At 58.8% G+C, this 23914-nt stretch carries 17 protein-coding genes and 4 pseudogenes; 11 read left to right on the top strand and 10 right to left on the bottom strand.

Annotated features, from left to right (window positions below; all coding sequences use genetic code 11):
- Window positions 1–12 precede the first annotated feature (12 nt).
- Window positions 13–318, top strand: a pseudogene (locus IEX85_RS15370) (DDE-type integrase/transposase/recombinase); the annotation flags it as partial.
- 67 nt (window positions 319–385) lie between these two features.
- On the opposite strand, the gene IEX85_RS15365 reads toward IEX85_RS15370, so the two are convergent.
- The 4 genes from IEX85_RS15365 to IEX85_RS15350 form a co-directional block, all read right to left on the bottom strand.
- Entirely contained in the window at window positions 386–1405 is a 1020-nt protein-coding gene (locus IEX85_RS15365) for a Gfo/Idh/MocA family protein (protein ID WP_188861483.1), read from the bottom strand.
- 85 nt (window positions 1406–1490) lie between these two features.
- Complete coding sequence (locus IEX85_RS15360; protein ID WP_188861482.1) at window positions 1491–2423, bottom strand: sugar ABC transporter substrate-binding protein; 933 nt, start codon at window positions 2421–2423, stop codon at window positions 1491–1493.
- 114 nt (window positions 2424–2537) lie between these two features.
- A complete protein-coding gene (locus IEX85_RS15355; protein ID WP_188861481.1) occupies window positions 2538–3479 on the bottom strand; it encodes a sugar phosphate isomerase/epimerase family protein in 942 nt (313 codons plus the stop codon).
- Window positions 3480–3509: 30 nt separating this feature from the next.
- Entirely contained in the window at window positions 3510–4682 is a 1173-nt protein-coding gene (locus IEX85_RS15350) for a Gfo/Idh/MocA family protein (protein WP_188861480.1), read from the bottom strand.
- 299 nt (window positions 4683–4981) lie between these two features.
- On the opposite strand from IEX85_RS15350, the gene IEX85_RS15345 reads away from it, so the two are divergent.
- Window positions 4982–6010 (top strand): LacI family DNA-binding transcriptional regulator, encoded by a 1029-nt coding sequence (locus IEX85_RS15345; protein WP_188861479.1) that lies wholly within the window; start codon window positions 4982–4984, stop codon window positions 6008–6010.
- A gap of 240 nt (window positions 6011–6250) precedes the next feature.
- On the opposite strand, the gene IEX85_RS15340 is transcribed toward IEX85_RS15345, so the two are convergent.
- The 6 genes and pseudogenes from IEX85_RS15340 to IEX85_RS24035 form a co-directional block, all read right to left on the bottom strand.
- Window positions 6251–8188 (bottom strand): TRAP transporter permease, encoded by a 1938-nt coding sequence (locus tag IEX85_RS15340; protein ID WP_188861478.1) that lies wholly within the window; start codon window positions 8186–8188, stop codon window positions 6251–6253.
- Between the two features lie 8 nt (window positions 8189–8196).
- Window positions 8197–9135 carry a TAXI family TRAP transporter solute-binding subunit gene (locus tag IEX85_RS15335; protein WP_188861477.1) on the bottom strand — a complete coding sequence of 313 codons (939 nt, stop codon included), beginning with the start codon at window positions 9133–9135 and terminating at the stop codon, window positions 8197–8199.
- A 143-nt stretch (window positions 9136–9278) separates the two neighbouring features.
- Window positions 9279–10367 (bottom strand): ABC transporter substrate-binding protein, encoded by a 1089-nt coding sequence (locus tag IEX85_RS15330; RefSeq protein WP_188861476.1) that lies wholly within the window; start codon window positions 10365–10367, stop codon window positions 9279–9281.
- Entirely contained in the window at window positions 10364–11788 is a 1425-nt protein-coding gene (locus IEX85_RS15325; protein WP_229721955.1) for a sensor histidine kinase, read from the bottom strand. Before IEX85_RS15325 ends, IEX85_RS15330 begins: the two co-directional genes overlap by 4 nt.
- On the bottom strand, window positions 11775–12452 hold the full coding sequence (locus IEX85_RS15320; RefSeq protein WP_188861475.1) for a response regulator transcription factor: 678 nt from the start codon (window positions 12450–12452) through the stop codon (window positions 11775–11777). Before IEX85_RS15320 ends, IEX85_RS15325 begins: the two co-directional genes overlap by 14 nt.
- Window positions 12453–12754: 302 nt before the next feature.
- Window positions 12755–13031: pseudogene (locus IEX85_RS24035) on the bottom strand (IS110 family transposase); the annotation flags it as partial.
- Between the two features lie 457 nt (window positions 13032–13488).
- Here IEX85_RS24035 and IEX85_RS15315 point away from each other — a divergent pair.
- The 9 genes and pseudogenes from IEX85_RS15315 to IEX85_RS15275 all read left to right on the top strand — a co-directional run bounded on the left by IEX85_RS15315 (window position 13489) and on the right by IEX85_RS15275 (window position 23654).
- Window positions 13489–14448 carry an AraC family transcriptional regulator gene (locus IEX85_RS15315; RefSeq protein WP_229721954.1) on the top strand — a complete coding sequence of 320 codons (960 nt, stop codon included), beginning with the start codon at window positions 13489–13491 and terminating at the stop codon, window positions 14446–14448.
- Between the two features lie 244 nt (window positions 14449–14692).
- Entirely contained in the window at window positions 14693–15730 is a 1038-nt protein-coding gene (locus IEX85_RS15310) for an NAD(P)-dependent alcohol dehydrogenase (protein ID WP_188861474.1), read from the top strand.
- A 177-nt stretch (window positions 15731–15907) separates the two neighbouring features.
- Window positions 15908–17176: an ABC transporter substrate-binding protein gene (locus tag IEX85_RS15305; protein ID WP_373290921.1), complete on the top strand. Its 1269-nt coding sequence runs from the start codon at window positions 15908–15910 to the stop codon at window positions 17174–17176.
- 296 nt (window positions 17177–17472) lie between these two features.
- On the top strand, window positions 17473–18279 hold the full coding sequence (locus IEX85_RS15300; RefSeq protein ID WP_229721957.1) for a carbohydrate ABC transporter permease: 807 nt from the start codon (window positions 17473–17475) through the stop codon (window positions 18277–18279).
- 105 nt (window positions 18280–18384) lie between these two features.
- Window positions 18385–19218: a carbohydrate ABC transporter permease gene (locus IEX85_RS15295; protein WP_188861471.1), complete on the top strand. Its 834-nt coding sequence runs from the start codon at window positions 18385–18387 to the stop codon at window positions 19216–19218.
- An 18-nt stretch (window positions 19219–19236) separates the two neighbouring features.
- Window positions 19237–20346: an ABC transporter ATP-binding protein gene (locus tag IEX85_RS15290; RefSeq protein WP_188861470.1), complete on the top strand. Its 1110-nt coding sequence runs from the start codon at window positions 19237–19239 to the stop codon at window positions 20344–20346.
- Window positions 20347–20532: 186 nt separating this feature from the next.
- Window positions 20533–21376, top strand: a pseudogene (locus IEX85_RS15285) (NAD(P)(+) transhydrogenase (Re/Si-specific) subunit beta); the annotation flags it as partial.
- Window positions 21361–22363: pseudogene (locus tag IEX85_RS15280) on the top strand (IS5 family transposase). The pseudogenes IEX85_RS15285 and IEX85_RS15280, both read left to right, overlap by 16 nt.
- A gap of 265 nt (window positions 22364–22628) precedes the next feature.
- Window positions 22629–23654: a substrate-binding domain-containing protein gene (locus IEX85_RS15275; protein ID WP_188861469.1), complete on the top strand. Its 1026-nt coding sequence runs from the start codon at window positions 22629–22631 to the stop codon at window positions 23652–23654.
- Window positions 23655–23914 lie beyond the last annotated feature (260 nt).

Raw genomic sequence — 23914 nt, 5'->3', positions numbered from 1 at the left:
GTCCGGACGGGTCCGCCGAAGACCGTGCACAGGCAGGTCAAATATCTCAACCATGTCATCGAGGTCGACCATGGAAAGCTCAAACGGCTGATCAAGCCGACGCTCGGCTTCAAATCCATGAAAACCGCCTATGCGACGATCAAGGGTTTTGAGGTCATGCGAGCGCTAAAAAAGCGACAAGCGGCTGCCTTTCAAGTCCAGCCGGGGGGCATGGGGGAAGTACGTCTTATCGAGCGCGTTCCGTTTGGCATCGGGCCGGACATGCTGACGGAAACGCTCGAATATCATAAGAACGCCATCAAGAAATGGGCGGCTTGATCAGCGCGACTCGGCCCGCCTTTAAACCGTTGCCAGTTTTTGCAACAGAGCCGTTAGACTCAGTACACTAGGCGGACCGAACCATCTCCCAGGTGCCGCTGATTGCCGAAGCGAAAAGAGCATCGATGACGCGCATCTGACGAATGGCATCTTTAGCTCCAAAGGGAAGTGGCTGTCGGCCGCGCACAGCCTGGGCAAAGTGCGTGACTTCGCGCTCGTATTGCTCAGCACCCGGCATCGCATTACGTTTCGGTGCGGAGTTTTCGAGTCCGGTACAGCTGTCGATGAGGATCTCAGCGGGTGCGCCAGCAGTAGCAATGTACGGGGCCGGTAGCTCCAGCATCGATTGTTCGCAGATTACCTGGACCCTCTGAGCGGCCGCCATTTTCAGTCCGACCGTGAAGCAGGCGTGGCGTCCACGGCCGAAATCCAGAATGGCGCTGCAGAGATAATCGGTACCGTTTGCAGGATCGTGCTCCATGGCACAGAACACACGTTCCGGCTCGCTTTCGAAGATAAAGCGCGCTGTCATAGCCGCGTAACTGCCGACGTCGTAGAGCGCGCCGCCACCGAAGTCGGGGTTGAAACGGAAGTCTCCGGGATTGCTCAGCGTGCAGGACAATACCACCTGAACTGCACAGACGGCGCCATGCTCACCACTGCGCAGCCGCGCACGCAGTGCTTCCCACTGGGGGTGATAGCGGACCATAAAGGCTTCGGCGACCAGGATGCCATCCGGGATATCGCGCAGTCGCTCGGCTTCACCCGCGGTCAGGGCCACGGGCTTTTCGCAAAGCACGTGCTTGCCGCGGGCTGCTGCAGCCAGGGCGATATCGATATGCAGGTGGTTCGGCAGCGGAATATAGACGGCCTCCACCTCGGGGTCCTCCAGCACCGCTTCGTAGGAGCCGTAGGCCCTTGGGATGTCGAATTCACGCGCAAAGGCCTCGGCAGAGTCCTGACTGCGTGATCCGACAGCCCGGATTTCGCACCAGGGGCTGGCCTGGAGCGCCGGGATGATCTTGGCGCGGGCGATACTGGCGGTACCGATGATGCCCCAGCGGACGGCATCCGGGTTAGCGTGCATATGCGATTTCCCCGATCCTGCTGATATTGGTGACGCAACCCGCTATAGGCTTCGGGTTGCGTCTGTGTCGGCACTCTGGCGGACGTCAGTTGAGTTTGATGTACTCATCCATGTTGTCGGGCGTCACCAACTTGAAGGGCACCCAGACTTTCTGGTCTACGTCGTCCCCCTTGACCAGCTTTACGGCGGCGTCGATGGCACCACGTCCCTGACCTGCCGCATCCTGGAACACGGTGACGTCGAGGTCGCCCGCCTTCATCGCCTGCAGCGCGTCCTGAGTGGCATCGATGCCGGCAACCACGACCTTGCTCATATCGGTGCCGACGGCTTTCATCGCCTGAATGGCACCGATCGCCATCTCGTCGTTGTTGGCGATCACGGCATCGAATTCGAGTCCGGAGGACAGCCAATTGGTCATGATGTTATTACCCTGGGTCCGCTGCCACTCACCGCTTTCCTCCGCGACGACTTCCATACCGGAGCACTCCGGCGTTTTGATGACGTCATGGATATCCTTGGTGCGCTGGATGCCGGCCTGGTCGGTCAGGGCGCCCATCAGCACCAGAATCTTGCCTTTGCCGCCGAGTATCCGACAGACTTCCTTGGTCTGCAGTGTGCCGGAGTCGACCTCGTTCGATGCGATAAACGCCTGGTTGTCTGGCAGCATGTCGACATTGATCGGCTGGCGATTGACGTAGACCAGCGGGATTCCGGCAGCCTCGGCGTCGTCGCTCATCGAGACGGTGGCATCGGTATCCACCGGGTTGACGATGATGACATCGACGCCGGACGCGATGAAGTTTTGAATCTGGTTGAGCTGGGTGCCGACCTCGTTTTTGCCATCTTCGATCTGCAGGGAAACGCCGGTTTCATCTGCATATTTCTCCATGCCTGTCCGAAGCACGGTCAGGAAATTATCATCGAAGGTGGACATCGCGACGCCGATATTGATGTCTGCGGCCGAAACGGGGCCTGTCATCAGGCAAGCGCTGATGGCGGCAATGGCGAATTTTTTCATCTTATTTTTCTCCTGATGGAGTACCTGACGGTACTTGAGTGCATTTTCGTACAACCTTTCGGGGCCCGCCGGCACCGGTACCTAGCACCGACGGGTTTGTCGCTTGTCGCTTTTTTACCGGCTGATGGTCTGCTGCAGTGCGTCGATCGACGACTGGATGCCGGCCTCGGTCGACATGGTGAAGTCTTCCATTTCGAGGCTGACCCAGTCGTTGTAACCCTGCATGCGGACGATGGAGAAGAACTCCTTCCACCACTGCAGATCGCGTCCGGCGCCCACCGCGACGTAGTTCCAGCTGCGGTTGGCAACGTCGGTGACGTCCTTCAGTTCGAGCAGGCCGTTGACGTCGGCCAGGCCGCGTTCGATACGGGTATCTTTGCCGTGGACGTGGTGGATCGCATCGCCCAGCGCGCGTGCCGAGGCGATCGGCTCGGCGCCCATCCACATCAGGTGGGATGGGTCCAGGTTCATGCCAACCGTAGGTCCGACCTCGTCGCGCAGGCGAAACAGGGTCTCGGGGTTCCAGACCAGCATAGCCGAGAAGTTTTCCAGCGCGTATTTCTCAACGCCGACATCCTTGGCGAGTTTCACCAGGTCGTGCCACAGCGGGAAGGCGCGATCCTCCCACTGGTAGCGGTCACGCTCGGGCATTTCGTTGGGCCAGCTCTTGGTATAGACGAGCCAGTTGGGCACCATGTCGCCGGGCGCGGCTTCCGGCAGGCCGGACATGGTGACGATCTTCTTGACGCCGATTTCGCCGGCAAGACGGATGGTGTCTTCCATCTCCCTGCGGTGGCGTTTGCCCATCTCGCCCGGATCGAGCGGGTTGGCCGAGCAGTTCAGCGCCGCGATCTCGAGGCCGCGAGCTTCGATTTCGTTCAGCTTTTTCTTCAGCTGAGCCTTGTCGGCCAGCAGTTCGTCTGCGCGAAAGTGCGGGCCGGAGGACCAGCCGCCGCCGGTCATCTCGATCCCTTCGACGCCAAGGGCGACGCATTTGTCGAGCATCTCGGTGAAGGAGAGATTGCCCATCACGTCGGTGCAGATGGAAAGTTTCATTGTTTTGGCTTCCTTATTCGTCAGGAGTTGTTACTGGTAATCGACCCATGCCGCGTCTGCGTCGGCCGAGCGGACACAGTTCTCGAGCCAGCGCACGCCTTCGGTACCGGCCTCGATACCCGGGTAATGGTGGGTTTTCAGGAAGGCGTCGTCGCCACGCATCCGGGCGTCGATGGCCTGGGCGATCCACAGATAGATGTTGGCCCAACTGTCACCGAGACCTTCGGTGTGCAACGCTCCCATGCGGTCGACCGCCAGGCTTTCCTCCTCTAGGTAGGGCATGCCGTGGTGCAGAATTCGGTTCGGTTCGCCCTGCACTTCGTAGATCAGCTGGTCGGGTTGGGCATCGGACCACTCGACGGAGGCCTTGGAGCCGACGAAACGGTAGCGCTGGGAGCCCATGTTGCCGGCATTCACCGACGACACCCAGAGACGGCCGCGGGCGCCGTTATCGTAGTGGGTCAGCACGGTGGCGTGGTCTTCAAGCGGCGCGCGGGTCGGAATGAAGGCCTTGCGGTCGCACAGCAGCTTTTCGATCTTCATGTGCGGCAGTACCACCTCGGAGAGGTAATAGAGGTGTGTGCCGATATCGCCCAGCACGAAGGTCGGTCCGGCCGTTTCGGGGTTGGTCCGCCATTTCACGGCTTCGCCGGCATTCACATCGTCGCCGGAGTTGAAGCCATGGGTGTATTGCATGTCGACGATGCGGATGTCGCCGAGTAGACCCTTCTTGACCATCGCCGCCATCTGGTGCACCAGCGGGTGACCTGTGAAGCCGTAGGTCACGCCGACGATCAGGCCCTTGTCCTCGGCCAGTTTCGCCACCTCTTCACATTCGGCGACGGTGAAGAATAGCGGCTTTTCGCAGATCACGTGCAGGCCGGCCTGCAGGCAGGCCTTGGTGATCTCGAAGTGGGTGAAGTTGGGCGTTGCAATCGACACCACTTCGACACCATCTTCACGCGCGGTCTCGCCGGCGATGAGGTCCTGATAGGTTGCATAGCAGCGATCCTCGGCGACACCGAGATTGGTGCCGAAATCGCGGCCGCGCGCGGCATCAAGGTCGAAAGCACCGGCCACCAGCTGATAGGTACCGTCCCGCAGGGCGCCGGTGCGGTGCTTGTAGCCCACCTGACCGGTGCGGCCGCCGCCAACCATGCCCCAGCGCAGCGGGCGCGCGATTTTCTTTTCGCCGTTCAGCATCTCAATACCCCTTTGTTGTGGTTATTCAGGTTTAAATTTTTGTGCCTGGTGTTTTGGCGTCAGGCGTGCCGGAATCTTTTTTTGCAACCGGTTGCAATCAGGGTTTTGAAAAAGGCCCGGGAGGCGCTCCCCCGGGCCGGGTATCAACCCGAATACAATCAGGAGTCAGCAAACCCCGACCTCTGAATCGAGATTTGCAACCGGGTGCAAAAGCTGTTTTAAAAAAAACAGGTGTTATTGCACCCGGTTGCAAATACAATAGGCCGACGAGGTGAACTCTGTCAACGGTATTTTTGAAAATGGCAAAAAATCATTCCGGTTCGGTGGACCGCAAGGTGACCGCCAGCGACGTCGCCGAGCGTGCTGGAGTATCGAAATGGACGGTCTCGCGGGCTTTCACCGAGGGTGCCTCGATCTCGCCCCGGGCCAGGGAACGCGTGCTCGAGGCTGCTAATGAACTGGGCTACAAGCCGAACCTGCTGGCGCGCAGCCTGACCAAGCGGCGGACCCAGATGGTCGGCCTGGTGGTCGACGAGTTGGCTAACCCGAATCTGTTCCTGGTGCTCGACGAGATCACGCGTCAGTTGCAGCGTCGCGGCTATATGTCGATGCTGCTGAACATCAGCGCCGAGCACAGCATCAGTTCAGCGTTATCGCTGGCCGACCAGTTTCAGGTCGACGGTCTGATCTTTTTGGGCACCATCCTGACCGGCGAGTTGATCGAATTGGCGCAGGATATCCGGCACATACCGCTGATCGTACTGTACCGCAACTGCGACGATCCCAATATTCAGGTCGTCTCGACCGACGGTTATCGCGCCGGGCAGGAAATCGCGGACCTTTTTCTGGAGCAGGGCTACCGCCGCGTTACCTATATGCGCGGTCCCGCCAGCGAGTCGACCCAGCTCAAGCGGCTGGACGGGTTTCGGGATGGCCTGTCCGATCAGGAACTCGAGGTCGCGCCGATACTCGAAGCGGGTCACTATCGGCGCGACTGCGGCTTTGACGCGATGCGCCGTTATCTTGACACGACGCCCGCAAGCGACCGGGTCGAGGCCCTGTTCTGCGAAAACGACATTCTCGCCATAGGGGCGATGGATGCGCTGAAGGCGCGGGGGGAAGAGGGGAGTATTGCCATTATAGGGTTTGACGATATCGAAGAAGCGGACTCGCCAGGTTACGGCCTCACAACGTACCGCCAGCCGCTCGAAGTGCTGGTCCCGGAAGCGATTCGGCGCCTAACTGCTACGGAGGAGCAGTCAGAGCGGCGATTCTTGGCGCCGGGGGAGTTGATTGTCCGGTCAACTCATCTGCGCCGGCAAACCTAGAATCCTAATCCTGCATCGAACATTCTTCCCGCCAAGTGCAGATGTGCTCATTTACGCCGTTTGATCCCTGTTTTCAGGGTCGACTGATTCGCGCGTGGCAGGAGATTTCGTCGCAGATAGCCGCTCTAAAGAGCATGACGCCAACCGGGGGCTTTTTTGGCGCATAAGGCCGCCCGAGTCAGTCCATCTGGACGACTCGGGCTGCAGGGGAACTACAGAGTTAAGCGCTCAAGCCGGCAGTTACAATAACTTCGGACTAACCAACAGGTTTCGCGCACTGAATATCCGGAAGCAGAGCGTGATCAGCATCAGCAGCCCCAGGCCGCGGGCGCCCAGCACCAGCGCCGAGGTGTTGGATACCGTTTCCGGCCAGGCGATCAGCACCGCCGCAATTACGAACAGCGATCGGACCAGAGGCGAGAGGTTTTCCCGCAGCCAGCCCGAAAAGCCGATGCTCATCGAAACGGTCGCCAACGTCGCCAGCGTGATCGCCAGGACGACGTTCAGGGCGCTGCCGATCAGCAGGATGCCGGGCATGGTGACGAACAGGAACGGCACCAGCAGCTTCACGAAGCCGAGCCGCATCGACTCGAACGCGGTCTCGTTCGGGCGGGCGCCGGAAATCGTCGCCGCTGCGTAGGCCGCGAGCGCGACCGGCGGCGTGATCGCCGACACCAGGCCGAAGTAGAAGATGAACATATGGGCCGAGATCGGCTCCATGCCCAACTGCGTCATCGCCGGTGCCACCAGTACCGCCAGTAGCAGATAGGCTGCGGAAGTCGGCAGGCCCATGCCCAGGATGAACGAGGCCAGTGCGGTCAGCAGCAGGATGGCCCAGAGGTTGCCGCCGCCAAGTTCGATAATCAGGCTGGAGACCATCAGGCCCATGCCAGTCAGGTTCAGCACGCCGATGATCACGCCGGCAGAGGCCACGGCCGCGACAATCGGCATGGTCGCGGTGAGGGTTTCGGTGCAGGACGCGACCATGTCGACCAGGTTTATTCGGGTGCCTGGCTTCCAGGGGCTGACCAGCAGTCCCGCAAGGATACCTACCACTGCTGCCTGGGTGGGCGATTTGCCCGCCATCATCAGGCCAATCAGCACGACGAGGGGGAGCAGCAGATAGCCCCGCTCGCGCAATGTCGAGACCAGCAATATCAGGCCAGCGTCGGTATCGCGTTCGAGGCCCAGCTTGCCGGCTTCGAGACGCACCGACACCATCAGCGCCAGCACGTAAAGCAGTGCCGGCACCAGCGCTGCAAGCGCGACCTCTGCATAGGGAATGCCGATGATTTCCGCCATCAGAAAGGCGGCGGCGCCCATCACCGGCGGCATGATCTGGCCGGCCGACGACGCAGCCGCCTCGATCGCACCTGCCAGCTTGGCGCTATAGCCGACTTTCTTCATCAGCGGGATGGTGAAGGTACCGGTCGTCACCACGTTGGCCACGGCGCTGCCGTTCAACGAGCCCAGCAGCGCGCTGGAGAGGGCGGCGGAGAGGCCCGGTCCACCCTGAACGCGGCCGGTCAGGCCCCGCGCGATGTCGACGAAGACTTCGCCGGTGCCGATTTTGGTGAGCAGTGCACCAAACAGGCCGAACAGGAAGATGTAGGATACGGCGACGCCCATCGGTGTTCCGTAGACCCCTTCGGTCGACAGCAGCAGCGTCGAGGTCAGGCGGGAAAAATCGTAGCCGCCATGGCCGTATGCGCCCGGGATCAGGTAGCCGAAGTAGGCGTACAGCAGCGCCAGCGTCATCAGCACGATCAGGGCCCGGCCGACGGCGATCCAGACGAAGACGAACGCGACCAGCATCAGCGCGACGAAGATCCAGACGTCCTGCGGAATCGACATGGCGCCACGCATGACGATGTCGATATAGGCGTTCCAGATATAGGGACCCGGCACGAGCGCGATAATCGACAGACAGTAGAGGGCGGCTTTTGCAACGCGGTGTCGCTGCCGGATGGCGAAGTAGGCCAGTGCCGCGCCCGACACCAGCGAAAAGAACACCGATCTCAGGATCAGCGCGGTTATGCCGCCATAGTAGGCACCGTAGAGTACCAGCCCGGCAATCACGACGGCGGCGACGGTATAAATACCCGAAACGACCAGCTGCTCCCTGGGTCCCGCATGCGGGGACGCAAGAAGCAGACTCTTCAAAGTAGTCTGCTTCATACCGACTCCTATTGGCCTTTTACTTCGTTGAAGTATTTTTCAGCACCGGGGTGAAGGGGCACGGGGGTTGAGGTAGCGGTTTCTAAGGAGATCTTGGCGGCCTGGGGATGGACTGCGCCAAGCTCGTCCAGGTGATCGAAGACGGACTTGGTGATGTTGTAGATCTGGGTCTGGTCTTCCTTGCCGCTGGTGAACAGGATCGCCGGATCGTTGATCAGGGTGACAGGCTCGGTGATATCGGGGTAGGTGCCCGCCGGCAGCGTGTAGGACTGATAGAACGGATATTTTTCGGTAATGCCCGCAAGTCTCGCGGGGTCCGCCGACAGTAGCTTCATGTCTTTCTGGGAATCCAGGTCGATCAGTGCTGCGGTGGGCGCGCCTGCCAGTACCACGGTCGCGTCTACCTGGCCGCTGACCAGCGCCTGTACGCCTTCGGTGTAGGAAAGGAAGCGAGGCGTGATATCGCCGAAAATGCCGTACTCTTCTAGCAGGCGGGTCGCTAGGACCGCGGCGTTGCTGCCCGGAGGACCCATGCTGACGCGCTTGCCCTTCAGGTCTTCGAAGGTGCTGATGCCCTCGCCGTCGATTGTCGCGACCTGCAGCACGGCCGGATACAGATATGCGATCGCTGCCACGTCCAGGGCGCCGCTGACGTTGAACGGACCCTCGCCGTGTTTGGCCTCGTAGAGTGTGGACGAGGAGGAAAGGCCCAGCGTCATCTGTCCCGAGGCGACGCGATGATTATTTTCCACCGATGCGCCCGTGACCTCCGCCCGGGCGGTGGTATCGGCCAGATGCTTGTTGATCACATCGGAAATGCCGGCACCGATGACATAGAATAGGCCGCCGGTGCCGCCGGTCCCGATCGAAACGCGTTCGGCCGCGGTAGCGGGGCCGGCGAGCATCGAGGCGGTCAGGGCGGTGATACAGAATAGACGTTTGTACATTGTTATCTCCCGCTGTTGCTTATTGTTATCAGTCGAGCGTTCGTCTCTGACTGTTGGCAGCGAGTATAGGGCGCGAACCTTTCACCAACCTGTCACGGGGGGCGATTACTGCATCGGAGCCGGGTTAAGGTGGGTAGGTGACGTTATTTGCTCAGATGGGGCATGGCGCTGTCCCACTCGTCGAACAGAAGCTGCCGTTTCGCGGTATCGGTCTGCAGCAGCAGCTCGAGCCCCAGCGGTATCGGTCTCAGCAGGCTGTGAGATGCGCCGAACAGGGTTGGGGAACCGCTGTCGTTGCCGGGGCCGCCGCTGACGGGGATCAGGCTGGAGTGTTCGGTGAGTAACTGCTGGCCGATGTCGGAGAGCAAGAAGTCGAGAAAGGTTTTGGCCTCGGCAGGGTTGCGGGACGCCTTCGGGATGAAGGCGGTTCTGAGCACGATGGTGGTGTAGTCGGTCGGCAGTACCGGCACGATCCAGGGGTGTTCCTGCGACCACGCCTGGGTATAGGACCCCAGCGCATTGTAGGCGATGAAGATCTCGCCTCGGGTCAGCGCGCGCAGCATCGATCGGGTATCGGAGTACAGACGGGAATGGTGGATGCCGAAGGCTTCCAGCAGCCGTTCGTAGGTGCGAGACAGCTGGCTGTCGTACGACCAGGTCAGGTAGCCGATCCCAGTGGACTTGATATCCGGCAGGCCGATTTTCTCGTCCAGCAGGTGGTCCTTATTGCGGATCAGCGCCAGCAGCTGTTCGCGGCTTTGCGGTAGTGGGGCGCCCGCCAGCAGATCGGTGTTGATGGCGATGACGATCGGCTCGACCGCGTAGCCGAACAGCTCATCGCGCCACTTCGAGCGTGTGGGCAGGCGATCGGTGTGCTCGGAGCTGTAACGCTGCGCATAACCGTCGTTCACCAGCTTGAACTGCAGGTCCATGGCCGAGCTCAACATCAGGTCTGGGCGCTCGTCCGGATGCTCGAGAAAATACTGGTAGAGGTCGAGGCTGTTGAACTCTCGGTACTTGAGCGCTATCTGAGGGTGGCGCTCCAGAAAAGCGCTGAAAACCGACTTGATTGTTTCCCTGTCCACGGCGCCATAGATCACCAGCTCAGATCCGGTGCTGTTGTCGACGGCCTTATCGAGCACCTTATCGGCGAGAAGCGATCCGGCACCGACAGCGGTGCCAATCACAATCGCCGTCAGGATGGCGAGAAAAAAAACCGGCAGGCGCTTCATGACGCTGTTACTTCAACGGGCGGAAAGACCACTTCTACGATCAGGCCCCGGGGCGTGTTGTCCCTGAGCCGGAAGCTGGCATGGTGGTGCTCGGCCACCTCCTTGGCAATCGCAAGTCCGATACCGGTGCCCGGTTGTTGGCTGTTGGGGCTGCGGTAAAAGCGTTCGAAAATATGCTGTTTCTCTTCATCACTGACGCCAATGCCCTGGTCTTTAACGCGCAGCACGACTTCATCCCGGGATTTCCCGTGCTCGACGTGCAGCGACACCTCGACGACGGACTGCCGGCTGCTGTAATTGACGGCATTTTCGATAATGTTGCGGATCATCTGCTTGAGCGCGAAATCGTCGCCGTCAATCTCGACTTCGACCTTGCCGCTGTATTCGATCTCGACACCCTTTTGCAGTGCCCAGACCACCAAGTCTCGGCAGACCTCCTTGGTCAGGCGATCCAGCGAGATGCTCTTCAGGGGCTGGCTCTGGAAACGGTGGGCCAAGGTGGCTTGGTTCAGCAGTTGATTGACGGTTTCACGCAGCAGGTTGCTGCACTCGACGATATGCGAAAGCTGTTGCTGCCGCTGGGTTTCATCTTTCTCGTCCAGCGCATTTTGCGCCTGGGAACTCAACCCGGCCAGCGGGGTGCGGATCTGGTGCGCCGCTTCCGAGGTGAATCGTTTAAGCCGCTCTAGGGTGCTGTTGAGCTGGGTATTCGAACGGTTGATAGCGTTGACCAGCGGGGTGATCTCCTTCGGCACCGGCAAGATCAGCGGCTTCAGCTCCAGCGCGGAGCGCTCGTCGATGGCTTTTCGTAGCCGCTGCAGTGGCCGCAACACCCGCCAGATGCCGAACATCAGCAGTAGCAGCGTGACCGCGAAAAACAGCATGACGAAGCGCAGCACGAACCAGTTGGTTTCCTTGGCCAGTTCTTGGCGGGCACTGAGGGTCTGGCCGACGACGATATAGATATCGCTAGAACTGTTCGAGTCGATTAGCTGCTTGTTCACGCCCAAGAAGCGAACCTCTTCGCCGCGGTAAACCCCGTTGTAGAAGAAAGGCGTGATCTGTCCGCCCTGGTCCCGGACCTGATCCAGATCGTCAAACGGAATGTCCGGCAGATCGGTGTAGCCGCTCAGCACGTGCTGGTCCGGCCCGATGATCGAATAGAAAGCCCTGTCGGACGGCGCCATCGCCAGCGTTTCGAACGCCGAGCGTGGTAGGTCGATGACAATATTGCCATCCAGACTGTTGATGTTTTCGGCGATTTGCAGCACCGATCCCAGCAACAGCCGGTCATAGGACAGGCGGGCGGCGCGGTTGGCGTAAAGGTTGGCCGACCAGGCCACGAAGCCGTTGATAACAATCAGCACCAGCAGCGTCATCCACAACAGCTGACGGCGAATCGAAGGATTAGCCCGGGTCACCGTCTTTTTCCAGCAGGTAGCCTAGGCCTCGGATGGTGCGGATATGCAGATTGCTGTCACCCAGCGCTTTTCTCAGCCGCGCCACGTAGATTTCGATCACGTTGGGGCTCGGGAACTCGTCGATACCGTAGATATGCTCCATCAGCGCCTCTTTGCTGAGCACCTGGCCGGTATGGCCCATGAAGACCTCGAGCAGCCGGTACTCCCGCTGTTTTAAGCTGACGGACTCGCCCCGGATCGTTACTGTGCACGCCTTTCGATCCAGGCAGACATTTCCGTACTCTATCCTGTCGTGGGCCTGTCCCTGGCTGCGCCGGAGCAGTGCCCGGCAGCGGGCCAGCAACTCGCCGAAATCGAACGGCTTTGTCATGTAGTCATCGGCGCCGAGATCCAGCAGCGCAATCCGATCTTCGACCTGGTCGCGTGCGGTCAGGATCATGACGGGCTTATTAATCTGCCGTTTGCGCAGACTGCCGAGAACCGCGTCCCCGGTCATGTCCGGCAGGTTCAGGTCGAGAATCAGCAAGTCGTAGTCGTACATGCCGATGAATTGCTGTGCGGCCGCCCCGGTCTGGGCGAGGTCCACCCCGTGACCGATGCGACGAATACGCTGGATAATGGCTTCGCCAAGCACCTTGTCGTCTTCAACTACCAGAATGCGCATGTGACTGGATCCAAAGTCTCGTAATTAGCCGTCCAGGGCGGTACAGCCCAATAGTATCACCATATCCGCGCGCTGCAGCTGCACTGGTCGAAGAGTTACGCGCTTTCAGCCCTCTGATGGGGTAACCGAGTACTTCGACGACGAAATTGGTTTCGGCGGCCGCAAGATCGATAGCTGTGTCGTCCAAGTAGCCCGGGCGTGACCGGGAATAACAGCAGCGGAAATAAGTACTTAATCACAGGTTGTATGGACTCCCCCGGTATTGCAAGAGATTGGCTGTCGGCATCGTTGCGATCGTTCTTGTCGTTCTTGTCGTTCTTGTCGCTCTTGCGGTACGGCGTAACGAACTGGGGTGCCATCATCCGTACCTCGTGTCCTAGCTTGCGCAGCTCCCGAGCCCAGTAGTGGGCTCCGCCACAACTCTCTATAAACGACCACGCACGGCTCCAACTGAGCAAAGAACGCCAACACCGTGTTGCGTTTGAGGGTTTTACGAAACAGACGCTGCTCCTGATGGTCAACGGCGAAGACCTCGAAGACGTTCTTTGCCAAACCCAGGCTGGTACACATACTTTTCATGAAGGACTCCTTCTTTTCGATTGGTCGAGTCAACTTCCAATCTGGCACATAGATGCCGATAGAGGGGGAGTCCATCCCATTTCCTTAGGCGGCCCTCGATGCTGTCGCACTGGATCAACGGTCTGGACAAGGCTCGGCACTGCAATGAGGTCTTGCGCAAACGATCGGGGCCGGGAGAAGACGTGTCCCTGAAGCGCTGAGGATGCAGCAGAATCACCATACTATTTTGTCGCACGAGTTGACGGCGTTAGGATGCGAACAGGCCGATTTTACGAGCGACATAACTGAAAATAGGTAGCTCCAAGCATTCGTTAGGAGTGTGACGCTCAGAGTCTCTATGGGTGGTTTGGCAGAATAGTATAGATAAGTGCCCTTTGAGTATTGGCAAATCGATTCCCAATAGCCTTCAATGACAAGGTGCCGTTCGATAGAGCGGCAGCGTAAGACAGAACAGTGAGTGCGCCTGCCCATCGCGATCCACTCCGCAGGCACCAACCAAGACACCGAAACCAGTCTAGCCATGAACGATAATAAAAAAACATTGGCGCCGGATTACGAATGGGTCACTCAGCCGCAGGGTGAGTCCATCCACTACATCCAGCATGGCGTGCCCAGCGATCTGATCCGGTGGCATCACCACCGGCAGTACGAGTTGCGGCTAGTCAGGGCGACCCGCGGCAAGATGTTCGTTGGCGATTACATCGGCAATTTTGCGCCCGGCAACCTGGTCCTGATTGGGCCGGATCTGCCCCATAACTGGATTAGCGAACTGGCCGCGGGGGAAACGATTGCGCTGCGGGATCAGGTGGTGCATTTCTCGAGCGAATTTGTTCAGGGTCTGCAGTCTGCCATACCGGAAGTCCAGGCGATCGAGTCGATGTTGCAACGATCGCGTCGGGGCATCGAGTTCCTGGGTGAGGAGACCATCGGTCAGGCGGCCCGGCTGTTCGATCAGATCGCCAGTTCCCACGGCATGAAACGCCTGGTCTGTTTCCTTCAACTGCTGGAACTGCTCGCCAGTTCCTCTAACTACCGCATGCTGTCAAACTCCAACGTCGAGGAGAACATCAACAAGCAGCACCTGGACTGGCTGACGCAAGCCGTGGATTTCATCCTGATGCACTATTCCCGCGAACTGTCGCTGGATGAGGTTGCAACAGAAATGGGTATGAGTGCCACCCAGTTTTCAAAACGCTTCAAACGGGCCGCCGGGCATCGCTTCATCGACTTCGTGAATCAGTTGCGTGTGAGCAAGGCTTGTGAGCTGCTGGTTAGAAACGAAATGCCCATTACCGATATCTGTTTTTCCGTTGGCTACAACAATGTGGCGAACTTCAATCGCCGTTTTCTGGAGATAAAGGGGATGACGCCGAGCGAATACCGGAAATCGTATATTCACGATTTGAAAGCGTCCTGATACTCAGGCTCTTCCAATACAATACGCAGCCATTGGTGCTGCCAGCCTGTTGGACGGAAAAATTTGTGTTCCGGAATGTCCTGGAAAAAAGTATAGAAGTTTGTCTGTGTAGTATTGGTTATTTGCGTATCGAATTGCTGTAATAGATATTGAAAACCCCATGGGGTCTGAACTTCAGCCAAACTGATTTTTTAACTCAAAAAAATCATCACGCATTCATAAACGAAAATAACAGGGTGTTGTCATGCAAGCTCTTGTGCTGGAAGAGGTCGGTAGACTATCGATTCGAGATATCCCCATCGAGCAATCAATGGGTAAAGACGATGTGCGTATTGCGATCCGAAACGTCGGTGTCTGCGGCAGCGATGTCCATTATTACAAGCACGGAGTGATCGGTCCCTTCGTTGTGCGGGAGCCGATGGTACTGGGGCACGAAGCTTCCGGTGTCGTGGTGGCGGTGGGGGAAAATGTCACGCACCTGCAACCGGGAGATCGCGTTTGCATGGAGCCGGGTATACCCGACCTGCAGTCCCGGGCATCCCTGGAAGGCCACTACAACCTGGATCCTTCAGTCCGCTTCTGGGCGACGCCGCCGATCCACGGTTGTCTCACGCCTGAAGTGGTGCATCCAGCCAGCTTCACGTTCAAGCTGCCGGACACTGTCAGTCTTGCCGAGGGCGCCATGATCGAGCCGCTGGCGACCGGTATGCAGGCGGCCGACAAGGCCCGAATCCGTCCCGGCGATGTGGCGGTCGTCGTCGGCGCCGGCACGATCGGGATTTTGACCGCAGCGTCTGCGCTGGCAGGCGGTTGCAGTCGCGTCATTATCGCTGACCTGGTGCAGGAAAAGCTCGATATTGCGGGCCATCTGGTTGACAGTATCATCCCCGTCAACATTGCCACCGAAAATCTCGCGAAGACGGTCGGTCGTCTTACCGACGGCTGGGGCGCGCAGATTGTCTTCGAAGCCTCCGGCAGCCCCAAAGCCTACGACAACCTTTTTGATCTGGCCTGCCCCGGCGGCTGTGTCGTAATGGTAGGTATGCCGCCAAAACCGGTGACACTCGATATCGTTTCGATGCAGGCCAAGGAAATTCGCATAGAATCGGTTTTTCGCTATGCCAATCAGTTTCCCCGGGCGCTGGCATTGCTGGGCTCCGGGAAATTGAATATCAAACCGTTGATATCCAAAATATACCCTTTCAACGACTCGATTGCCGCATTCGATCATGCCAGTCAAGGCGCACCCGGGGATGTCAAAATTCAAATAAGCCTGGAATAGGAATAATGGCTTGGCTCGCCGCACGATATCTCTGAGTAATGAGAGTTAAGGAAACGGGGAACGATTCACTTTTCTGATGTTTAATAGCCGGTCGTCGGCTTTAAAACAATAATAACCGGAGATTCAAAAATGAAAAAACCACTTGTTCTTTCTGTCTCAGTGGCAGCAGCTATCGCTATGGGATCGTCGTTGGCTATTGGCGCAACGACCGTTACCATCGGCACCGTCAACAACGGCGACATGATCCGCATGCAGGAGTTGTCCGGTGAGTTCGAAAAATCCCATCCTGATATTAAATTGGACTGGGTCGTGCTCGAGGAAAACGTCCTGCGCCAGCGCCTGACCACCGATATCGCCACCGAGGGCGGCCAGTTCGATGTCATGACCATCGGCATGTACGAAGCCCCGATCTGGGGAGAACGTGGCTGGCTCGAGCCGATGAAGGATCTGCCCGCAGACTATGATCTGGAGGACATCTTCCCAGCCGTACGCAATGGCCTGTCGGTCGAGGGTATCCTGTACGGGCTGCCGTTCTATTCCGAAAGCTCGATGACCTATTATCGCAAGGACCTGTTCGAGCAGGCCGGCCTGACCATGCCGGAGCGCCCAACCTGGGACCAGATGCGCGACTTCGCCAAGGTACTGCACAAGCCGGATCAGGAGCAGTATGGCCTCTGCCTGCGCGGCAAGGCCGGCTGGGGCGAGAACATGGCGATCGTCACCACCCTGGCTAACAGCTTCGGTGCACGTTGGTTCGACGAGGGTTGGAAACCGGAGTTCACGGGCGAGGCCTGGACCAACACCATCGAGTTCTATGTTGATGCGTTGAACAACTACGGCCCGCCGGGGGTTTCGTCCAATGGCTTCAACGAAACGCTGGCGCTATTCAGCTCCGGCAAGTGCGCGATGTGGGTCGATTCCACCGTGGCCGGTTCCTTTGTCACCGATCCAAGTCAGAGCAAGGTCGGGGACCAGGTAGGCTTTGCGCTGGCGCCGAAACAAGTGACCGAGAAGGGGGCTGGCTGGCTCTGGTCCTGGGCGCTGGCGATTCCGGTCAGTTCGGATGCCAAGGACGTCGCCACCGAGTTTGTCACCTGGGCGACCTCCAAGGCCTACAGCCAACTGGTGGCCGACAAGTTCGGTATTGCCGCCATGCCCCCGGGTAGCCGTGCCTCGACCTATGCCAACGCCGACTATATGTCCGCCGCGCCCTTTGCCGCCAAGACACTCGAGTCGATGAACAACGCAGATCCTGCCGATTCGACGCTGAAGCCGTCTCCCTATATCGGCATTCAGTTCGCCGCGATTCCTGAATTCCAGTCCATCGCCACCCAGGTCGGCAAGCTGGTCTCCGGCGCCCTGGCCGGCCAGATGTCCGTTGATCAGGCCATGAAAAGTGCCCAGTCGATCGCCGAACGGGAAATGAAGCGCGCGCGTTACTACTGATCGGCGCTTGAACTGATCGTCCCGGTCGATTCTAGAGTGACGGAATTCCCGGCCGGGGACCTGGCCCCGGCCAATTTGTACAGGATGTACGTTTCCTGCGAGTGCATGGATGCACAGGAGCAGGACGTCCGATTACAACGATAACAAGAGTCTGTCCCATGAGTATTTCAACCGTGCAAGACGGGGTGTCGGCGGTATCGGCACCCGGGCCCACGACGGTCAAGGCCGACCGGCAACTCCATAATCGCGTAGGTCTGCTGACGGTGTCGCCGTCGGTGCTGGCGCTGCTGGTCTGGATGATCGTGCCGCTGGCGATGACCATCTACTTCTCGCTGATCCGTTACAACCTGCTGTATCCCGGCGACAACGAGTTCGTCGGCCTGGAAAACTACTACTTCTTTCTCACCGATGAAGGCTTCGTCCATGGTGCGCTTAACACCCTCTGGCTGGTCGGCGCGACGCTGCTGATCAGCGTCGTCGCCGGGGTGCTGATCGCGGTGCTGGTGGATACGCCATTCTGGGGTCGGGGCATCGTCCGGGTGATGCTGATCTCGCCGTTCTTCATCATGCCGACGGTCAGCGCACTGGTGTGGAAAAACCTGCTGCTGCATCCCGTGTCCGGGGTCTTCGCCGCGGTCTGGAACTTCTTCGGCGCCACGCCGGTGGACTGGTTCGCCGAGTATCCGCTGCAGGCGATCATCCTGATCGTGTCCTGGCAGTGGGTGCCGTTCGCGGTGCTGCTGCTGATGACGGCGATGCAGTCGCTCGACCAGGAGCAAAAAGAGGCGGCCCGCCTCGACGGCGCAGGTCCCATCGCCATCTTCTGGCATATCACGCTGCCGCACCTGACGCGCCCGATCGCGGTGGTGGTGATGATCGAGACCATCTTCCTGCTGTCGATCTTCGCCGAGATCTTCACCACCACCGGCGGCGGGCCGGGTTACGAGACCACCAACCTTGCGTACCTGATCTACAGCCAGGCGCTGCTGCAGTTCGATGTCGGCATGGCCAGTGCCGGTGGCCTGGTAGCGGTCGTTATTGCCAACATCGCCGCCTTCATCCTGATCCGGATGATCGGCAAGAACCTGACCGAGAAAGCGTAGGAGGGATGGACATGAGCCAATATCGCACATTACAGACCCTCCTGATCCGGATGATCGGCGCTTATATGACCAAGAATCTAACCGAAAAGGCGTAGGAGGCTCACCATGCTGACCCTGAAACAAAGCCGCCGCCTGCAGACGGTACTGATCGCAACCCTGGCCTGGCTGGTGGCGCTGGCGATCTTCTTCCCGATCTTCTGGATGATCCTGACCAGCTTCAAGACCGAGATCGATGCCTTCGCCACGCCACCGCAGCTGTTCTTCACGCCGACGCTGGAAAACTACGTCCATATCGACGAGCGCAGCGACTACTTCCACTTCGCCTGGAACTCGGTAGTGATCTCGTTCGGCTCGACCCTCGCCGGGATGCTGCTGGCAGTGCCGGCGGCCTACTCGATGGCCTTCTTCGAGACCAAGCGCACCAAGTCGACGCTGCTGTGGATGCTGTCGACCAAGATGTTGCCGCCGGTTGGCGTGCTGGTGCCGATCTACCTGCTGTTCAAGGACGCGGGCCTGCTCGATACCAAGACCGGCCTGGTGATCATCTACACCCTGATCAACCTGCCGATCATGGTCTGGATGGTGTACACCTACTTCAAGGAAATTCCCAAGGACATCCTCGAGGCGGCCCGCCTCGATGGCGCCACCCCGGCGCAGGAGATCTACCGCGTGCTGCTGCCGATCGGCAAGGGCGGCCTGGCATCGACGGTGCTGCTCTCCTTGATCCTGTGCTGGAACGAGGCCTTCTGGTCGCTGAACCTGACCGCCTCGTCGGCCGCGCCGCTGACTGCGATGGTGGCCTCCTACTCCAGCCCCGAAGGCTTGTTCTGGGCCAAGCTGTCGGCCGTCTCGACCCTGGCCTGCGCGCCGATCCTGATTTTCGGCTGGCTGAGCCAGAAACAACTGGTACGCGGTCTTTCCTTTGGTGCCGTCAAATAACAACAAGAGGTTTTCCCCATGGCTGATCTGACTATCCGCAATCTGAAAAAAAGCTTCGAAGATATCGACATCATCAAGGGCATCGATCTGGACATCAAGGATCACGAGTTCGTGGTGTTCGTCGGCCCGTCCGGCTGCGGCAAATCGACGCTGCTGCGGCTGATCGCCGGCCTCGAGGAGGTGAGCAGCGGTACCATCCACCTCGATGACCGCGATATCACCGACGTTGCACCGGCCAAGCGCGATCTGGCGATGGTGTTCCAGACTTACGCGCTCTATCCGCACATGACGGTGCGCAAGAACATGTCGTTCGCGCTTGAGCTGGCCGGTGCCGACAAGGCCGAGATCAACCGCAAGGTCGACGAGGCGGCGCAGATCCTCGAGCTTGGCCACCTGCTGGACCGCAAGCCCAAGGCGCTGTCCGGGGGCCAGCGCCAGCGCGTGGCGATCGGCCGTTCCATCGTACGTCATCCCAAGATCTTTCTGTTCGACGAGCCGCTGTCGAACCTCGACGCGGCACTGCGCGTACAGATGCGCTTGGAGCTGGCGCGGCTGCACCACGAACTGAAGGCGACGATGATCTACGTCACCCACGACCAGGTCGAGGCGATGACGCTGGCCGACAAGGTGGTCGTGCTCAACGGTGGTCACATCGAACAGGTTGGCTCGCCGCTGGAGCTGTACCATCATCCGGTCAACGCCTTCGTGGCGGGCTTTATCGGTACGCCGAAGATGGCCTTCCTGAAGGGAAAGGTGGAAAAGGCCGACCGCGCCGGCGTGACGGTGAAGCTGGACTGCGGTCCCGAATATCAACTGCCGCTGGACGGCAGCCGTCTCAAGGCCGGCGAGTCGGTAACCTTCGGCATGCGGCCCGAGCATATCGAGGTGACGGCGGCCGATGCCAGTCCGTTCAAGGTGACGCTGGACGTTACCGAGCACCTTGGCGCCGACACCTTCTGCTACGTCAAGGCACAGAACGGCGAGACGCTGACGGTCCGTGCGGGAGGCGACTACGCCGGCCGCTTCGGCGAACAGGTCGGTCTCACTCCTGATCTGGCGCACTGCCATCTGTTCGACGAAAAGGGCAGGGCGGTGCCCAAGCCAGGTGCGCCGGCAAAGGCTGCCTGAGCGACGCACTGATCAATCGGTTCTAAAACCAGTCCTGCTGTTCGTTGCGGCGTTATGCGTAAAACCGGGGCCTTATGGCCCCGGTCAGAAATATCTTCAGTGCCCGTCCTTTCTATATCGACCTGGACTCTCTCCCGACCAGCGTTCAATAGCGCGTCTGAAATTTGCGATCTCGGCAAAACCAACCTGATCGCGTTGGTGTTCGGTGTGCACATGGTCGTAGCCATCGGCGGCGCCGACATGCCGATCGTGGTATCGATGCTCAACAGCTACTCCGGCTTGGCCGCGGTGGCGATGGGTTTCATGCTCGGCAATGACCTGCTGATCGTGCTCGGCGCGCTGGTCGGTTCCAGCGGTGCGATCCTCAGCTACATCATGTGCAAGGCGATGAACCGCAAGTTCGCCAACGTTATCCTAGGTGGCTTCGGCTTCGGCTTCGGCTTCGGCTTCGGCTTCGGCGCCAAGGGCGGCGCGGCGGCGGCTATGTTGGAAAATGCCAAGGAAGTGATGATCCTGCCGGGTTACGGCATGGCCGTTGCCCAGGCGCAGCACACGGAGTTCGAGATCACAAAGAAACTGCGCGAGAAGGGCGTCAACGTGCGCTTCGGCATCCACCCGGTGGCGGGTCACTTGAACGTACTGCTGGCGGAAGCCAAGGTATCGTACGATATCGTCTACGAAATGGACGAGATCAACGTGGACTCCCCGGACATCGACGTCTCCGTGGTCATTGGTACCAACGACATCGTCAACCCGGCGGTGCATGAAGTGCCGGACAGCCCGATCGCGGGCATGCCGGTCCTCTAGCCCCGGAAAGGCAAGACCACCTTCCTGCACAAGCGCGGCATGGCGACCGGTTACGCCGGCGTCTACAACCCCCTGTTCTACAAGGACAACACGCGGAATGCTATTCGGCGATGCAAAGGAAAGCGTCGACAAGGTGCTTAGGGAAGATGCGAACAAGTCCCCGACCATGAGAGAATCCCGAGTCTTGAATCGACCAGATCCTGATGCATGGAACAGCAACTGACCTTCGCCGATAGCGAGTACCATCACAAACGTCATCGCACGCGTAAGGAAACATTCCTCGCCCGGATGGAGGAATTAGTGACTTGGCAGCGTTTGGAGGCTGTCGTCAAACCGCATTACCCCAAAGCCGGAAATACCCATAGGGCACTTCGGTCGTAGACCCTATCCTTTGATGACGATGCTGCGCATCCATTGCATGCAGCACTGGTACAGTATGAGCGATCCGGCGATGGAAGATGTGCTGTACGAGATTGCTTAGATGCGGTTGTTTGCTGGGCTCTCGCTGGACCGGTCTATTCCGGATCACACCACCATTATGAACTTCCGACATTTGCTGGAACGTCATGGCCTGGCGCGGAAGATCTTTGAAGCGGTTAGTGAATGGCTCACAGAGGCCGGCGTGTTGCTCAAGCAAGGCACGTTGATGGATGCCACCATCATCGAAGCGCCCAGTTCTACAAAGAATCGCAGCGGGGTGCGGGACCGCAACGGCGGACCGCCCGAGATGCACCAGACCAAAAAGGGCAACCAATGGTTCTTCGGCCTGAAAGCGAATATTGGTGTGTATGCGCGGACAGGTATCACTCATAGCTTCACCACCACGGCAGCCAACGAGCACGACCTGAACCAGGCGGAACATCTACTCCACGGTGATGAAGCGTTCATTTTTGCTGATGCGGGTTACCGGGGTGCTGGAAAGCGGAACGAGTTGAAAGATGTGAGCGCGGACTGGCATATCGCCGAACAACCAGGGAAGCTGAAGGCTCTGAAAAAGCATCCTCGGATCAATAAGGTCAGGATCCGCACCGAGTATCTGAAGGCCAGCCTTCGCGCCAAGGTCGAGCATCCGCTCCGGATCATCAAGTGCCAGTTCGGCTTCGTGAAAGCCCGTTACCGTGGTTTGAAGAAAAATGACGGCAAACTGGCGATGCTGTTTGCTCTGTCAAACCTCGTTCGCGTGGATCAGATGTTGCGAGCTCAGGGGTAATCCGTCTGAACTGCCTGAAAAGGCAGCTCGTCGATGGAAAAAGCAGGAGAGTGACGCCTAGATTGAGTTCCAGCTGCATTAATTGCGAGTCACAGCGGAAATAAGGACTTAATCACAGGCTCCCTAACTTCATCTGACGCTTCTATGCTTGAAACTGTAATCGCCGGCCTTCGATCAAACGAAGATAGGCGTTGCCCGGGACCGGTCGGGGTCGATTCGCTAAAGACGAAGAGGCCACTGTGCCGGGCATCGAACGGGGGGAGTCATGTTGCTGTCGAGAACGTCAAAAACCTTTCTGATCAGCATGTTCACGATGCTGGTTGCGATTTCCGTTGCCGCAAAAGAATACCGATTCGTGATGGTGTCCCACATCGGGGCCCAGGATCCGAATATGAATTGGCTGACGCTATCTCTAGCCGAATTTGAGAAACGATACCCAAATGTGTTTACCGAATATGTCGGCGGGCTGACGTCTGGCGTCGAGGAGTTGGCGCAAAATCTGGAGGAGACGATCGCCTCCCGTCCCGATGGAATTGCGGTGCCGATTCTTGATGCCAAGGCTCTCGACGCTCCCATTCGCAAGGCGCTGAGCATGGGTATCCCGGTGGTGGCGTTCAATATCCCGGATAAGCGGCCGCCGGACCAGCGAATCCCCTACTTGACGTATGTGGGGGGGGACGAGTACCTGACCGGCTACAAGATCGGTCTCTATGCTCTCGCCAAAGCGAAAGATGGAATGGTTCCAATGCCCAGGAAGGTCGTCTGCACCTTGCATACGGCGGGTCATGCGGGACTGCGGGAACGTTGCCGAGGCATCGAGGACGCCTTCGGGAAAGTCGGTGCCCCGGTGGAATATCTGGTGACTGACATTGAAGAGACCAACTTTCGCCAAAAACTGAAGGCCTATCTTTCGTCCAATCTCGATACCAACTACATCTTCAACCTGGCCGACTTTACCGCCGCCTGGTCCTGGGAAGTGGCGGATGAGCTGGGTATGGAGCCGGATGCGGACACCAAGGGTCTAACGGTGCTAACCGTGGACGTGGGCCCGATTGGTCTTTCCGGTGTGAAAAATGGTCATCTTCTGGTGGCGTCCGAGCAGGGGTTCTGGTTGCAGGGTTACATTCCGATGGAATGGCTCTACTGGTATCACGAGATGGGTTACAAACCCCAGTCCGATATCATTACCGGGCCTGTACTGGTCGACAAGGACAACCTCGAGCAGATGGACAAGCTGTCCAAGCTCGTTTTTGGTGTCGGCTCCGAGTCTGATGCTGCTTGGCGCAAATAGTCCGCCAGTATTGGGTTGCCCCGCCGTGATCAAGTTCTCGATTTTTTAATCGTCTGTTGGACAAACCCAGAGTGGTGGCTGCTAGCGCGGGCGTATAGGTTTTCGCCATCCAGTTCTGTGGGATCGCGATCGAAGTCGTGTCAATTGCTCTTTTGGCCTCAGACGCCGGGGATGTGCTGGCCTTTATGTGGAAACAATAATTGCTTAAGGTTAATGATATGCAATTTATGTTGTAATTATGGGGTCGCTTTGTTAACCTC

Origin of the sequence: Marinobacterium nitratireducens (assembly GCF_014645375.1) — a bacterium.
In the GTDB taxonomy this organism is placed as follows: Bacteria; Pseudomonadota; Gammaproteobacteria; order Pseudomonadales; family Balneatricaceae; genus Marinobacterium_A; species Marinobacterium_A nitratireducens.
The sequence above is the reverse complement of the archived record's forward strand: the minus strand, read 5'-3'. Positions and strand labels throughout refer to the sequence as shown.